At 73.9% G+C, this 14,845-nt stretch carries 12 protein-coding genes; 3 read left to right on the top strand and 9 right to left on the bottom strand.

All coding sequences use genetic code 11. The features are described 5' to 3' along the window. Positions 1 to 59 precede the first annotated feature (59 nt). The 3 genes from argC to AC067U_RS25615 form a co-directional block, all read right to left on the bottom strand. Positions 60 to 1,100 carry an N-acetyl-gamma-glutamyl-phosphate reductase gene (argC, locus tag AC067U_RS25625; protein ID WP_478832099.1) on the bottom strand — a complete coding sequence of 347 codons (1,041 nt, stop codon included), beginning with the start codon at positions 1,098 to 1,100 and terminating at the stop codon, positions 60 to 62. A 159-nt stretch (positions 1,101 to 1,259) separates the two neighbouring features. After that, entirely contained in the window at positions 1,260 to 2,009 is a 750-nt protein-coding gene (locus AC067U_RS25620) for an N-acetyltransferase (protein ID WP_478832098.1), read from the bottom strand. Positions 2,010 to 2,087: 78 nt separating this feature from the next. Continuing rightward, positions 2,088 to 3,515, bottom strand: a complete 1,428-nt coding sequence (locus AC067U_RS25615) for an aminotransferase-like domain-containing protein (RefSeq protein ID WP_478832097.1) — start codon at positions 3,513 to 3,515, stop codon at positions 2,088 to 2,090. Here AC067U_RS25615 and AC067U_RS25610 point away from each other — a divergent pair. Further along, on the top strand, positions 3,514 to 4,470 hold the full coding sequence (locus tag AC067U_RS25610; protein WP_478832096.1) for a DMT family transporter: 957 nt from the start codon (positions 3,514 to 3,516) through the stop codon (positions 4,468 to 4,470). The genes AC067U_RS25615 and AC067U_RS25610 overlap by 2 nt on opposite strands. 91 nt (positions 4,471 to 4,561) lie before the next feature. Beyond that, positions 4,562 to 4,762 carry a DUF1918 domain-containing protein gene (locus AC067U_RS25605; protein ID WP_478832095.1) on the top strand — a complete coding sequence of 67 codons (201 nt, stop codon included), beginning with the start codon at positions 4,562 to 4,564 and terminating at the stop codon, positions 4,760 to 4,762. A 22-nt stretch (positions 4,763 to 4,784) separates the two neighbouring features. Here AC067U_RS25605 and AC067U_RS25600 read toward each other — a convergent pair whose 3' ends face one another. Further along, complete coding sequence (locus AC067U_RS25600) at positions 4,785 to 6,071, bottom strand: glycoside hydrolase family 10-like protein (protein ID WP_478832094.1); 1,287 nt, start codon at positions 6,069 to 6,071, stop codon at positions 4,785 to 4,787. Between the two features lie 160 nt (positions 6,072 to 6,231). On the opposite strand from AC067U_RS25600, the gene AC067U_RS25595 reads away from it, so the two are divergent. Continuing rightward, on the top strand, positions 6,232 to 7,104 hold the full coding sequence (locus tag AC067U_RS25595) for a 3-hydroxybutyryl-CoA dehydrogenase (RefSeq protein ID WP_478832093.1): 873 nt from the start codon (positions 6,232 to 6,234) through the stop codon (positions 7,102 to 7,104). Positions 7,105 to 7,152: 48 nt separating this feature from the next. Here AC067U_RS25595 and AC067U_RS25590 read toward each other — a convergent pair whose 3' ends face one another. From AC067U_RS25590 to pheS, 5 genes are all read right to left on the bottom strand, one after another. Then, complete coding sequence (locus tag AC067U_RS25590; RefSeq protein ID WP_478832092.1) at positions 7,153 to 7,683, bottom strand: NUDIX hydrolase; 531 nt, start codon at positions 7,681 to 7,683, stop codon at positions 7,153 to 7,155. A 65-nt stretch (positions 7,684 to 7,748) separates the two neighbouring features. Beyond that, positions 7,749 to 9,086, bottom strand: coding sequence for a transcriptional regulator (locus tag AC067U_RS25585; protein ID WP_478832091.1), 1,338 nt, complete (start codon positions 9,084 to 9,086; stop codon positions 7,749 to 7,751). A 393-nt stretch (positions 9,087 to 9,479) separates the two neighbouring features. Then, a complete protein-coding gene (locus AC067U_RS25580; RefSeq protein ID WP_478832090.1) occupies positions 9,480 to 10,892 on the bottom strand; it encodes a PP2C family protein-serine/threonine phosphatase in 1,413 nt (470 codons plus the stop codon). Positions 10,893 to 11,078: 186 nt separating this feature from the next. After that, positions 11,079 to 13,604 (bottom strand): phenylalanine--tRNA ligase subunit beta, encoded by a 2,526-nt coding sequence (gene pheT, locus AC067U_RS25575; protein WP_478832089.1) that lies wholly within the window; start codon positions 13,602 to 13,604, stop codon positions 11,079 to 11,081. Next, positions 13,604 to 14,734: a phenylalanine--tRNA ligase subunit alpha gene (pheS, locus tag AC067U_RS25570; protein WP_478832088.1), complete on the bottom strand. Its 1,131-nt coding sequence runs from the start codon at positions 14,732 to 14,734 to the stop codon at positions 13,604 to 13,606. Before pheS ends, pheT begins: the two co-directional genes overlap by 1 nt. Between the last annotated feature and the right edge of the window lie 111 nt (positions 14,735 to 14,845).

Genomic DNA, 14,845 nt, shown 5'->3' with positions numbered 1-14,845 from the left:
CCTCTGCGGCCCGGTGGCCGCGCGTGCTGGGGGCACCTCCCGGCGGTGGCCGGGGGAGCTCACGGTGCGACTCCGATCGTGGAAAGTCCCAGGCCCTCGGCAAGCCCGAGGGCGATGTTCATGCTCTGCACGGCGCCGCCGGCCGTGCCCTTGGTCAGGTTGTCGATGGCGCTGACGACGATGATCCGCCCGGCGGACTCGTCGTAGGCGACCTGGAGCTGGACGGCGTTGGAGCCGTAGACCGAGGCGGTCGCCGGCCACTGCCCCTCGGGCAGCAGGTGTACGAACGGCTCCTCGGCGTACGCCTTCTCGTACGCGGCCCGCACCGCTTCGGCGGTGGTGCCGGGGACGGCCTTGGCGCTGCAGGTGGCGAGGATGCCGCGGGCCATCGGGGCGAGGGTCGGCGTGAAGGAGACGGAGACCGGGGCGTCCGCCGCGGCGGACAGGTTCTGCGCCATCTCCGGGGTGTGGCGGTGGCCGCCGCCGACGCCGTAGGGGCTCATGGAGCCCATGACCTCGGAGCCGAGCAGGTGCGGCTTGAGGGCCTTGCCGGCGCCGGAGGTGCCGGTGGCGGCGACGATCACGGCCTCGGGCTCGGCGAGTCCCTGCGCGTAGGCGGGGACGAGGGCCAGCGAGACGGCCGTCGGGTAGCAGCCGGGAACGGCGACGCGCTTGGACCCCTCCAGCGCGGCGCGGTGGCCCGGGAGTTCGGGCAGGCCGTAGGGCCAGGTGCCGGCGTGCGGGGAGCCGTAGAACTTCTCCCAGTCGGCGGCGCTCCGCAGCCGGTGGTCGGCGCCCATGTCGACGACGAGGACGTCCTCGCCGAGCTGGGCGGCAATGGCGGCGGACTGCCCGTGGGGCAGCGCCAGGAAGACCACGTCATGTCGTCGACCCTGCCCAGCCAGGACCTCGGCCGTGGTCGGTTCCAGGGTGCGCCCGGCGAGCGGGACCAGGTGGGGCTGCAGGCTGCCGAGGAGCTGTCCGGCGTTGGAGTTGCCGGTCAGGGCACCGATCTCGACCTCGGGGTGGGCGAGCAGCAGGCGCAGGACCTCGCCGCCCGCATATCCGCTCGCTCCGGCCACCGCAACACGTACCACCATCGAACCCTCCTCCTAGATGGCATGACTATACGTTTCCCTGCACGTTTATGCAAAGGCATGGGGTGCGCACTTGTCACGCCCCTCCGTCAGGTCCGCGACGCGGTCCGTCCGGCGGAGCACTCGCCCAGTGAGGATCTTCGCACCGATCCCGGGACGGCGTCAGTCCACGAGAGGGTGGCGGACCCAGACGTTGGGCTCCACGTAGACGGCGTAGCCCTGTTCGGGGTCGCACTCCACGGGCACCAGCGCCCCCGGCACGACGACCGGGCCGGCCTGGTCGAAGGGCAGTCCGGTCCAGGACCGCCACTCGGCCAGCGAACCGGAGACGGTCATGGAGGCCGGGGCCACCGAGTCGACGACCCCGCCCGCGCGGACGTGCACGCGCAGCCAGGGGTCGTGCGGCAGGCCGTCCTCGCGAGTCCGGTACGCGTACTCGTGGATCGAGGCGTCCGGCTCGGCGGACTTCCGGTTGGGCCGGACCGGCGCCACCACCAGGGAGAAGCCGCGCGACCGGGCATTGTCCCGCATGGCCGCCAGCATCCGGCCGGACAGCCCCTCGCCCTGCCGGTCCGCGGCCACGCTGATCTCGATCGCGCTGACGGTGTCCGGCTCGCGCCCGTGCCGCAGGTCGGAGAACGTCCACAGCAGGACCTGGTCCCAGCCGCGGGCCGGCAGCTCGCCGCGCCCCTCGGCGTCCAGCGCGAAGGGCACGCTGAAGGCGCGCGCGACCACCGTGTCGCCCTCGGTGGCGATGAGCACGTACTCCGGGAGTTCCTTGACCATCCGGCCGTAGAGCAGGAAGCTCACCGGGTCCTGGAGGGAGAAGGCGGGCCAGGAGTCCGCCATGTCCCAGAGGCGGGCGGCCAGTTCGGGGCGCTCGGCGACGGTCGTGATCACGATCTCGGTCATCGCGCCAGGCTAGGGCGCGCCCGCGGCGCTCCGCCTCCGGTTATCCGGCCGGCGCCCGGGCCCGTCGGCGGGCGGCACCTACGCCCGCCCGGCCGCCAGCCTCCGCACCCCTTCGGCGAGTTCGGCCGTCCCGGCGACCCCCGCAAAGCTCAGCCGGACGTACGGGCCCGGGGGCTCGGCGCAGAAGTACGGGCGGCCGGGTGCGACCGCCACCCCGGCCCGCAGGGCCCCGGCCACGAATCCCGCCTCGTCCGCGCCCTCGGCCAGCCGCACCCACAACTGGTACCCGCCGCGCGGCAGCTGGGTCAGGGCCAGTTCGGGCAGCTCCCGGCGCAGGGCCCCGGCCAGCACGTCCCGGCGGTGCCGCAGTGCGGCGGCCACCTCCCGCAGGTGGCGGGGCCAGGCGGGGGCGCCGACCAGCTCCAGGGCGGTCTCCTGCAATGGCCTGGGCACGAAGAAGCTGTCCACCACCTGGATCGCGCGCAGCCGGTCGAAGACGGGGCCGCGGGCGGACAGCGCGCCGACCCGGAGGCTGGGCGAGGTCGCCTTGGTCAGTGACCGGACGTGCACCACGACCCCGTCGGGGTCCTCGGCGGCCAGGGTGCCGGGCAGCGGCCCGGAGTCCTCGTGGGCCAGGGCCCGCGCGTAGTCGTCCTCGACGACGAAGGCACCGGCGACCCGGGCGATGCGCAGCACCTCCGCCCGCCGGTCCTCGGCGAGCACCCCGCCGGTCGGGTTCCGGAACAGCGGCTGGCATACGAACACCCGCGCGCCGGTGGCTTCGAAGGCGGCGGCCAGCAGCTCCGGGCGGACCCCGTCACCGTCAGCCGGAACGGGCACCGGGCGGCAGCCCGAGGAGCGGGCGATGGCCAGCAGGCCGGGGTAGGTCGGGGACTCCACCAGCACCGGCGCGCCGGGCGGCGCGAGCGCCCGCAGGGCGGTGGTGAGGGCGCTCTGCCCGCCCGCGGTGATCAGTACGTCGGCGGCGGTGACCGATCCCCCGATCTCCCGGGCGAACCAGTCGCGGAGCTCGGTCAGCCCCTCCATGGGCGGCCGGGACCAGGCTCCGGGGCGCCGTCCGGCCCGGGCCAGGGCGGCTGCCATGGCCCGCTCCGGCTGTAGCGAGGCGTGCAGGTAGCCGCCGTTGAGCTCGATCACCCCCGGTGGGGGCGCGGCGAGGGAGACCAGGACTCCGGAGGCGTCCACGGAGCGCGGGACGGCCTCGCCGGCGGTCTCCGCGCTCAGCGCGACCTCCTGCCAGGAGGTGTCTCCGGCGGGCCGGTCCGCGGCGGCGCGCGGCTGCGCGCGGAAGGCTCCGGCCCCGGGCCGGGTGACGACCAGGCCCTCGGCGGCGAGCTGGGCGAGGGCCCGGGAGACCGTCACCGGGCTGACCCGGTAGCGCTCCACCAGAGCGCGGCTGGACGGGAGCTTTCCACCTACCGGATAGCGGTTGAGTTCGGACCGGAGGGATTCGGCCAGCTCCGTCACGCTGCTACGCTCATACATGAGAGCTCAGAATAGCGCTATCGGTTCGACCGGAGTAGCAGTTCCCGGGACCCCCCGCCCCCTGCCGACCGCGGCCGGCCCGGCAGGCGGCTCGGCACGGGCCGGCACCGCGTTCGCCGCACTCGGCGTGTTCGCCTTCTCGCTGACCTTCCCCTCCACCGTCTGGGGCCTGCGGAGCTTCGGCCCCTGGTCCCTGGTCTCCCTCCGCACCCTGCTGGCCGCCGTGCTCGCCGCCGGATTCCTGCTGGCACTGCGGGTGCCGCTGCCCGCCCGCGAGCACCGGGCGGGGCTGGTCGTGGTGGCCGGCGGCGTGGTGATCGGCTTCCCGGTGCTCACCACCCTGGCCCTGCAGACCTCCAGCACCTCCCACGCGGCCGTGGTGGTCGGCCTGCTGCCGCTCACCACGGCCGCGTTCGCCGCGCTGCGCACCGGCGCGAGGCCGTCTTGGACCTTCTGGGCGGCCGCGGTCACCGGCGCCGTCGTGGTCCTCGGCTTCACCCTGGCGCAGAGCGGCGGCGCCCCGTCGGCCGGCGACGGATTCCTCTTCGCGGCCCTGCTGGCCTGCGCGGCCGGCTACACCGAGGGCGGACGGCTGGCGAAGGCCATGCCCGGCTGGCAGGTGATCGGCTGGGCGCTGGTGCTCTGCCTGCCCCTGGCCCTCGCGGGGGCCGTGGCCGGGCCGGTCTTCGAACCCGTCCTGCTGACCGGACAGGGGGTGGCCGGCCTGGTCTGGGCGGCCGCCGGGTCCACCTTCCTCGGCCTGTACGTCTGGTACCGGGGGATGGCGCGGATCGGCCCGGCCCGCGCCAGCCAGCTGCAACTGGCGCAGCCGCTGCTCACCCTGGTCTGGTCGGTGGTCCTGCTGGGCGAGCGGCTCTCCCCGGCCGCCCCGATCGCCGCCTGCGCGGTTCTGGTGTGCATCGTGGTCACCCAGCGGGCGGGCTCCGCCAAATGAGCCCTTCGAAGGCTTTCCTCCCCGGGTGGAAACCCACCAAATCGCCGTAAACTGGCGACACCGGATCGGACCGGCACCGAGGGAGGTCAGCATGCGAGCGACCGAGGGCGACCAGTTGGTACAGCACGGCAGGGTCGTGGGCCAGCACGACAAGATCGGCGAGATCACCCAGGTCCTGGGAGAGAACGGCGCGCCCCCCTACCGCGTCCACTTCCCGGACGGCCACGAGGCCATCATGTCCCCCGGGCCGGACTGCGTCGTACGGCACCCGGACGAGCCCCAGCACACCTGACCCCGCCGACTGCACCGGGACGTCAGCGCGGCGGCACCACCGCCCGGTAGTGGTCCGCGACGACCCTGGCCATGGCACCGTTGGGATCCGCGGCCACCTGCTTCGCCGAGAAGTAGCAGTGGCCGCGGACCTCGGTGTGCCGCGCCGCGAGCGTCAGGTGCCGTGACAGCTCCGATGGATCACGCCAGGCGGAGGTGGAGCTGTTCCGGTCGCACCGGTACAGCGCCTCCCCGATGTACAGGTCCACCCCGGTGCCCGCGACCGTCTCCGCCCACCAGGGCACCAGGACGGCGTAGTCGGCGGTGGAGTTCCCGATGTGCCAGTAGCACTGGGGCGCGATGTAGTCGAGCCAGCCCTCGGTGACCCACTTGCGGGTGTCCGCGTACAGGTCGTCGTACGTCGCCAGTCCCCCGGTCCGGGACCCGCGGGGGTCCTGGCTCCGGTTCCGCCAGATCGCGAACGGACTGACCCCGAACCGCACGCCCGGCCGCACCTGCCCGATCCGCGCGGACATCTCCCGGACCAGGGCGTCGGTGTTGTGCCGGCGCCAGGCGGCACGCGAGGTGAAACCGGCGCCGAACTCCTCGTAGGCCGCGTCGTCGTCGAAGTACTCGCCGTCGACCGGGTAGGGGTAGAAGTAGTCGTCGAAGTGCACGGCGTCCAGCGGGTAGCGGGCGACCGCGTCGAGCATGGCCTCCTGCACGAAGGCGCGGACCTCCGGCAGGCCCGGGTTGTAGTAGAGCTTCCCGCCGTACGGCACGGTCCAGTCCGGGTTGGTGCGGGCCGGATGGCCGGCGGCCAGCCGGGACGGGTCGGTGTGCGTGTTGGCCACCCGGTACGGGTTGAACCAGGCGTGCAGCTCCAGCCCGCGGGCGTGCGCCTCGGCGACCGCCGTGCCCAGCGGGTCCCAGCCGGGGTCCCGGCCCTGCACCCCGGTCAGCCACTGCGACCAGGGCTCCCGCGCCCCCGGCCACATCGCGTCGGCGGTCGGCCGCACCTGCAGCACCACCGCGTTCAGCCGCCGCCGTACGGCCGTGTCGAGCAGGGCGATCAGCTCCGCGCGCTGCCGGCTCGCGCTCAGCCCGGTCCGCGAGGGCCAGTCGACGTTGTGCACGGAGGCGATCCACATGCCGCGCAGCTCCGGCCCCGCCCCCGCCCGGGACGGCACCGGACGGCCCTGTGGCGTGCCGTCCGGTGCCGTCCCGTCCGGGTCGCCGCCGCCCGGTGTCGCCCGGGCCGGTCCGGCCGCGGACGCCGCCACCACCCCCGCTGCCGTGACCAGCAGACTCCGGCGGCCGATGTACGTCATGTGACTGCTCCCCTGCGCTGAGTGACAATCCGGTGTGTGCGCCCAGCATGCCCGCCCCGGCCGACCCGGAGCGGCAAGGCCGGGAGTAACGTCGGGGGGCGTGGCGGGCGCCGGAACCATACGGGGGACCCGCCGACCGAGAGCCAGCGAAAGGCACGAAGTGACTGACCTCCCTTCCGACATCACACGCGTCGGCGTAGTGGGCTGCGGCCAGATGGGCGCCGGTATCGCCGAGGTGTGCGCCCGCAGCGGCCTTGAGGTCAGGGTCGCCGAGACCACCGGCGAGGCCCTGGAGATCGGACGCGCCCGTCTGGTCAACTCGCTCGGCAAGGCCGCCGAGCGCGGCAAGATCACGGAGGAGGAGCGGGACTCCACCCTCGCGCGGCTCAGCTTCACCACCGACCTCGGCGAGTTCGCGGACCGCGACCTGGTCATCGAGGCCGTCGTGGAGAACGAGCAGGTGAAGACCGAGATCTTCCAGGTGCTCGACCAGGTGCTGACGCGCCCCGACGCGATCATCGCCTCCAACACCTCCTCCATCCCGCTGGTGAAGCTGGCCGTCGCGACCTCGCGCCCGGACCAGGTCATCGGCATCCACTTCTTCAACCCGGCGCCCGTCCAGAAGCTGGTCGAGCTGATCCCGGCGCTGACCACCGGCGACGAGACGGTCAAGCGGGCCGAGGCCCTGGTGCACGACGTGCTGGGCAAGCACGCCATCCGCGCCCAGGACCGGTCCGGTTTCGTGGTGAACGCGCTCCTCGTGCCGTACCTGCTGTCCGCCATCCGGATGTTCGAGTCGGGCATCGCCAGCCGCGAGGACATCGACAACGGCATGGAGTTCGGCTGCGCCCACCCGATGGGCCCGCTCAAGCTCTCGGACCTGATCGGCCTGGACACCATCGCCTCGATCGCCGATTCGATGTACGCCGAGTACAAGGAGCCGCTGTACGCGGCTCCCCCGCTGCTGCAGCGGATGGTCGACGCGGGCCGCCTCGGCCGGAAGACCGGCTCGGGCTTCTACGCGTACGCCTGACGCAGTCGCGGCCGGCGCGCCGCCCCGGCCCTGCCCGGGGCGGTCCGGCTACGCCAGCCTGAGGTGGTGCAGCAGGAGCAGGCCGGCCGCCATGTTGGCGGCCGGGACCTCACCGCGCGCGATCATCTCCGGCACCAGCGTGAGGGGCACCCACTCGCGGCGCGAGGATTCGAAGGCGTCCTCGGGCGGGCCGGTGTACGTCGCGCCGTCCGCCCAGTAGAGGTGGTGGCGGGCGTCGGTCAGCCCGTTGGCGGGCTCGACGGTCATCAGGTGGTGCAGCGGTCCGGGGCGCCAGCCCGACTCCTCCTCCATCTCCCGGGCGGCGGCGAGGGCTATGTCCTCGCCGTCCTCGACCACACCGGCGGGTAGCTCCCAGCCCCAGCTGTCGGTGATGAACCGGTGCCGCCACAGCAGCAGCACCTCGTTGGCCTCGTTGACGGCCGTGGCGACGGCGACCGGCCGCAGCCGGATGACGAAGTGGTCCAGGTGCCGGCCGTCGGGGAGTTCCACATCGGCGAGGTTCACGTCGAACCAGCGGTTCTTGTACACGGTCTGTTCGCTCAGGTTCGTCCACTGCACGGTTCTGCCACCTTCCGTTCGAGTCGGTGGCAACATGGCAGCAGCCCGGGCACTCACGGCGGAACTCACAGCGGAACGCGCAGCGCCCCGTCGATGAGCCGGGCCGTCTCCGCGGCACCGGCACAGCCACTGGCCAGCAGTTGTTCCCGGACCGTCCGCAGCCGGTCGCGCAGCCGCAGCGACTCCATCCCCTTCGCCGTCTCGGCCATTTCGGCCACCGAGGCCGCCGCCCGGTCGGCCTCCCCCTGACGCAGCTGGATCTCGCAGAGCATCGCCAGCCGGTGCACCCGGCCGCGGTCGTGCGCGGGCGTGCCGACCGCGGCTGCGGCCTGCGCGTGGGCCGCGTCGAGGTCCCCCAGACTGAGCAACGCCTCGGCCACCTGGACGTTGACGAGGCCCGGCTGCACGTACCCGGTCTCCTCCGGTTCGCTGCCCGGACTGATGCGCTCGGCGGCCGCCTCGGCCTGCCGGATACAGGCCAACGCCGCCCGGGTGTCGTCGAGTTGCGCGTACGCCTTGGCCTGCATCGCGTACAGGTCGGCGGCCAGTGCCGGGGTGGTGTGCCGGCCGGCGGCCCGCAGCGCGGCCTCCGCGAAGGCCACCGCCTGCCGGAACTCCCGCAGGTGCAGGGACTGGTTGACGATCAGCGCGATCACATAGGCGCCGAGCCCGCGGTCGCCGCTGGCCTTGGCGAGCCTCAGCGCCTGGTGGAAGTACCGCTGGGCCAGGCCGTGCGCGTCGGAGTCGTACGCGCAGATGCCCGCGACCGCCACCAGCGATCCGGAGGCCCGGTGCAGACTCCGGCCGACGGCGTCGGAGTAACTCCCGCGCAGCATGGGCGCGGTCTCGGAGCCGAGGAAGCGGACGATCCGCGACCGGGTGGCCATACCGCCGGCCCGCCGGTACATCAGCTCGTAGTGCACCCGGGCCGCGCGCAGCACCTCTATGTGCTCGGGACCGACGGCGGTGGGGCCGTCGCGGGACACGTCCGCGTCCTCCGGCGGGTTCTCCCACTCCCATACGGGGATCACGGCGGGGGTGCCGGTGACCGCGGCGGCCGGCAGGTGCGAGCGGATCTGCTCGTCGGTGCGCCACAGGGCGGTGGCCCGGTCCACGAACCCGCTGAGCGGGGTGCCGTGCGGGGCGGCGGTCCACCCCGGAAGCCCGAGCCCGATGTCGTCCAGCCCGACCGGCCGGCGCAGCCGCTGCCCGAGCACCTCGCAGATCAGGTCGGGCACCTGGCCGCGGGGGCGCTGGCCCTTCAACCAGCGGGCCACAGCGGTGTGTTCGTAGCGCAGGGCGAGCCCGCGGGCGCGGCCGGCCTGGTTCACGTACGCGGCGAGTCCGGCGTGGGACATGCCCGCCTCGGCGAGGAGGGCGTCGAGCAGGGCGTTGGACTGCATGGGCCCCTCCAGGGTCGCTCCCAGGCTAATGGGTGCTCGGTTCACACGGGGTGTGAAACCGGTACGCGCATAAATGCGCCGCGCACGCTGCCGCGGTGGGCGGCGGCGCGCTTGACTGGTGGTCTCGCCTCGCAAGAGGCAGCTCGGGCCGTCGGCTCCCCCTCGTACAGTGCGACGGCCCGTACGGCGCCGCCCGTCCTGCCGTCTGCCCGACACTCCACGGCAGGCGGGCGGCGCATCCGAAGGCTCCGCCACAGCCGGTTGGTCGCCGGTGCGCGGCGGAACGGGCCGGACCCCACCCACCCGGGACCGGCCCGCCGCGGCTCCGCCCGCTCCGCGCGGCCTCCCTCGGCCCCGCCGGAGCGGCGGACCGCCCCGCGGGTGCCCGGCGGGTCATGGCACCGGGCGCGGACCGCCCGGCACACCCTGGGGTCCCCTCCGTACACCCCCGGCCGCCTGGCGGCGCAGCACCAGCAGGGCGACGTCGTCGGCGAGCCGCCCTCCCGTGTGCCGCAGCAGCGCGTCGTGCACGCCCGCCACCAGCCGCGCGGGCGGGGCGGCGGCCGCCTCCGCGATGGCTCCGCCGAGCGGGAAGTACCGGCCGTCGCGGTCGCGGGCCTCGACGGCACCGTCGGTGTGCAGGAACAGCCCCTCGCCGTGGCCGAGTTTCCCGCAGTGCTGCGCCGCGAGCTCGTCCGGCAGCGGCCATACGCCGAGGGGCGGCAGCGTCTCGCCGCCCGCCAGCCGATCCGGCTCCGCCGGTTCGTGGTGCGGGCCGGCGCCGTGCTGCTCTGGCCGCGCCGCGGCGCCCGGCTCCGCTCCGTCTCCCTGCGGGGCATTCCCCCACCCCGCCCCTTCCCTGAACCGGGGCTCCGCCCCGGACCCCTCTCGGGGCTCCGCCCCGAAACCGGCGCGGGACTCCGTCCCGGACCCCGCGCCGGGGGCCGCCGGGCGCTGCGCGCCGGCGCGGTCGGCCGACGGCTGGACCGGGACCGCGCAGCGGCCCGAAAGCACCGGGCTCCGGGGCCCAGCCCTGGACGGGGACTGGGGCGGAGCCCCGGACGGGATCCGGGGCTCTCCCTCGGTTTCGGGAAGGGGCGGGGTGGGGTCATCACAGCCTGCGGCGGGCACGCCGGACTCGGCGGAGTCGAACGGCTCGCCGGAGGCGGCCGGCAGGCGGTAGGGCCAGGGGTGGCCGCAGTTCAGGGCGGTCAGGGTGCCGTCCCGGCCGATTTCCAGCAGGAGGACGGTCACGAACTCCTCCGCGAGCGGGGACTCCGCCTCGGAGCCCCCCATCAGCTGCTCCAGCGCGGCCCGGTCGCGGAGGTGGCGGGCCAGGGCCCGTTCCATCCGCCGCAGCACGTCCGCCAGGGACCGCTCGTCGTACGCCGCCTCGCGGAAGGCACCCAGGACCGCCGTCGCGGCGCCGAGAGCCGGGAAACCGTGCCCCCGGACGTCCCCCATGACCACCCGCACCCCGTACGGCGTCAGCAGCGCGTCGTACAGGTCGCCACCCACCTCCGCCCCGTGCAGCGCGGCCAGCGCCAGGCCTCCGACACGCGGCGGCAGCGGCCGCAGCAGGGCCTGCTGCGCGGCGCCGGCGATCTCCCGGCTGCGGCGCAGTTCGCCGAGCAGCCGTTGCCGGATGTGCAGCACGCTGCCGCCCGCCAGCATCAGGAACGCCGCACACGTGGCCAGGCTCGGCACCAGGGCTCCCGGGGAGGACAGCTCCCAGGACACCGCGGCACCGCCCCATGCGAGGACGCACACCCGGCGCACCCGGGGCATCTCCCCGCGCATCGTCATCTCTTTCCGGCCTCCCCTCGGCCGGGAACGATTGTGTCGACCACGTGGTGCGCGGGACACGGGTCACCGGCGTTCTCACCCGAATGAGTGAGAAACCGAAGGTTGAACAGGCAAAGGGCGCGTCCGGTTTCCCGGACGCGCCCCTGATGCCCACGCGGGCCATGCCTGCCTGCGCGGTCGCCGGGCTCACGCCCCGCGCAGCACCGCCCCGGTGCGCTCCGTGGCCAGCGCCACCGCCGCGTCACGGGCGGCCGTGGACTCCTCGGCCGTCAGCGTGCGGTCGGGGGCCCGGAAGCGCAGCGCGTACGCCAGGGACTTCTTGCCCTCACCGATCTGCTCGCCGGTGAAGACGTCGAAGAGGCGCAGCGATTCGAGCAGTTCGCCCGCGCCCTTGCGGAGCGCGGCCTCCACCGTGGCGGCCGGCACCAAGGCGTCGACGACGAGCGCGACGTCCTGGGTGGCCACCGGGAAGGAGGAGATCCGCGGAGCGGTCACCGGCTCGCCGCCGGCCGCCGCGAGACGGTCCAGGTCGATCTCCATGGCGCAGGTCCGGGCCGGCAGGCCCATCGCCTTGACCACCCGCGGGTGCAGCTCACCGGCGTGGCCGATGACCGTCTCCACCCCGTTCAGGGTGACGATCAGCTCGGCGCACCGGCCCGGGTGCCACGGACCGTACTGGCCGCCGCGGATCAGCAGCTCGGTACCGGCCTCGCGGGCCAGCGAGCGGGCGGCCTCGACCGCGTCCGCCCAGGACGACGGGCGGCCCTTGCCCCACCAGCCGGCCTGCTCGCGGGCGCCGGCCAGCACGACCGCGGCGTAGCGCGGCTGCGCGGGCAGGGCCGCGTCGAGGGTGGCGATCTCCTCGTCGGTGGGACGCCGGTCGACGGGCAGCCGGACCGCGAGGCCCGGCTCGGCGCCGGCCCGGAAGACCGAACCGGTCTCGAACAGGGCGAGGTCGTGGCTGCCCCGGCTGTCGTTGCGGCGCAGCGCGCCCAGCAGGCCCGGCAGCAGCGTGGTGCGCAGCGCCGGCTCCTCGTCGGAGAGCGGGTTGACCAGCTTGACCACCTGGCGGGTGGCGTCGTGCGCGGGCAGCTGGAGCTGGTCGAAGACCTGCTCGCCGATGAACGGGTAGCTGAGCGCCTCGACGTAACCGGCCCCGGCCAGCGCGCGGCCGACGCGGCGGTGCAGCACCTGGCGCGGGGTGAGGCCCCGGCCGGAGGGCACCTGCGGCAGCGTGGAGGGCAGGTTGACGTAGCCCTCCAGCCGGATGACCTCCTCGGCGAGGTCGTTGGGCGCGGCGAGGTCCGGGCGCCAGGTCGGGACGGTGACGACGAGCTCGTCCTGACCGTAGACGTCGCAGCCGACCTCCTGGAGGCGGCGGACGACGGTCTCGCGGCCGTAGTCCATGCCCGCGACCCGGTCCGGGTGGTCCGCGCGCATCGCGATGGTGCACGGGGCGGCCGGGGCGGCGACCTCGGTGACGCCGGCCTCGGCGGTGCCGCCGGCCAGCAGCACCAGCAGGTCGACGGTGCGCTGCGCGGCCGCGGCGGCGGCCTGCGGGTCGACACCGCGCTCGAAGCGCTTGGAGGACTCGGAGGACAGCTTCAGCCGGCGCGCGGTCCGGGAGATCGACACCGCGTCGAAGTGCGCGGCCTCGATGACCACCTCGGTGGTGCCGGTGACCACGCCCGTCTCCGGGTCGGTCACGGAGTCGGCGATCTCGCTGTTGGCGCCGCCCATGACACCGGCGAGGCCGATCGGCCCGCCGTTGTCGGTGATCACCAGGTCCTCGGCGTCGAGGGTGCGGACGACCCCGTCGAGGGTGGTGAACTTCTCGCCCTGCTCGGCGCGGCGGACCCCGATGGGGCCGTCGACGCGGGAGCGGTCGTAGGCGTGCAGCGGCTGGCCGAGCTCCAGCATCACGTAGTTGGTGACGTCCACGGCAAGCGAGATCGGGCGCATCCCGGCCTTCTGCAGGCGGCGCTGCAGCCAGATCGGGGAGCGGGCCTCGGGGTCGAGGCCGACGACCGTGCGGGCGGTGAAGCGGTCGCAGCCGGACTGGTCCTCGACCTTGACCGGGTAGCCGTACGAGTTCGGGGCCGGCACGTCGAGCAGTGCCGGGTCGCGCAGCGGCAGCCCGTAGCCGGTGGCCACCTCGCGGGCGATGCCGCGCATGGACATGCAGTAGCCGCGGTCCGGGGTGACGTCGATGTGCAGGACCTCGTCGACGAGCTCCAGCAGCTCGATGGCGTCGGTGCCGGCCTCGTGCTCCGGCGGCAGCACGATGATGCCGTGCGAGCCGTCGTCGGGCATGCCCAGCTCGCCGCCGGAGCAGATCATGCCGTGCGAGGTCCTGCCGTACGTCTTGCGCGAGGCGATCGCGAAGTCGCCGGGCAGGACGGCGCCGGGGAGGACCACGACGACCTTGTCGCCGACCGCGAAGTTGCGGGCGCCGCAGACGATCTCCTGCGGTTCGCCGGTGCCGTTGGCGTCCCCGACGTCGACGGTGCAGAAGCGGATCGGCTTCTTGAAGCCCTCCAGCTCCTCGATGGTGAGCACCTTGCCGACGACCAGGGGGCCCTTGATCCCGCCGAGCTGCTCGACGGTCTCGACCTCCAGGCCGGCGTCGATCAGTTTGGCGGCCACGTCGCGGCCGGTGGTGCCGGCGGGGAGGTCGACGTACTCCCGCAGCCAGGAAAGCGGGACCCGCATCAGATCTCCATCCCGAACGGCCGGGTGAACCGGATGTCACCCTCGACCATGTCTCGCATGTCTTCAACGTTGTGGCGGAACATCAGCATCCGCTCGATGCCGAACCCGAAGGCGAAGCCGCTGTAGACCTCGGGGTCCACGCCGCAGGCCACCAGCACCTTGGGGTTGACCATGCCGCAGCCGCCGAGCTCGATCCAGCCCTCGCTGGAGCAGGTGCGGCAGGGGCGGTCCGGGTTGCCCACCGACTCGCCGCGGCACACGTAGCACTGCATGTCCATCTCGGCGGACGGCTCGGTGAACGGGAAGAAGTGGGGGCGGAGCCGGGTGGTGGTGTCCTCGCCGAAGAGCTCCTTGACCATGTGGTCGATGGTGCCCTTGAGGTCGGCCATGGTGAGGCCCTTGTCCACGGCCAGCAGCTCGACCTGGTGGAACACGGGGGTGTGCGTGGCGTCCAGCTCGTCGGTGCGGTACACGCGGCCGGGGCACACGATGTAGACGGGCGGCTCACGGCGTTCCAGCAGGGCGCGCGCCTGCACCGGGGAGGTGTGGGTGCGCAGCACGACGCCGGACTCGTCGCCCTCGGTGCCCTCGGGGCCCCGGACGAAGAAGGTGTCCTGCATCTGGCGCGCCGGGTGGTCGGGCGTGAAGTTCAGGGCGTCGAAGTTGAACCACTCCGCCTCGACCTCGGGACCCTCGGCCACCTCGTAGCCCATGGACACGAAGACGTCCGCGACGCGGTCCATCAGCGTGGTCAGGGGGTGCCGGGCGCCGGAGGGGACGCGGTCGTACGGCAGCGTGACGTCCACCGCCTCCTCGACCAGCACCCGCTCGTCGCGCTCGGTCTCGAGCTGGGCGAGGCGCTCCGCGTACGCCTTGTTCACGGCGCCGCGGGCCTGGCCGATCCGCTTGCCGGCCTCGGCCTTGGCCTGGGGCGGCAGCGCGCCGATCTCGCGGTTGGCGAGCGCCAGGGGCGAGGTACCGCTGGTGTGGGCGGTCTTCGCGTGCGCCAGTGCGTCGAGGTCGCCGGCGGCCGCGAAGGCGGCGAGCGCCTCGTCCCGCATGCGCTCGATCTCTTCCGGTTTCAGTGCCTCGACCTCGACAGGGTCGTACGACTTGTTCGGTGCCGACATCTCTTCCCGTACTTCCGATGGCTGGCTGGTGGTCCCGTGCGCGACTCAGGGAGTTCGTCACAAGGACACAAAGGTGCCAAAGGACGAGTCTAAAGGCCGCCGGGGGTGAAG

The sequence above is a fragment of the Streptomyces sp. NPDC043853 genome, assembly GCF_056436025.1.
This window is presented reverse-complemented; position numbering and strand designations above follow the sequence as displayed.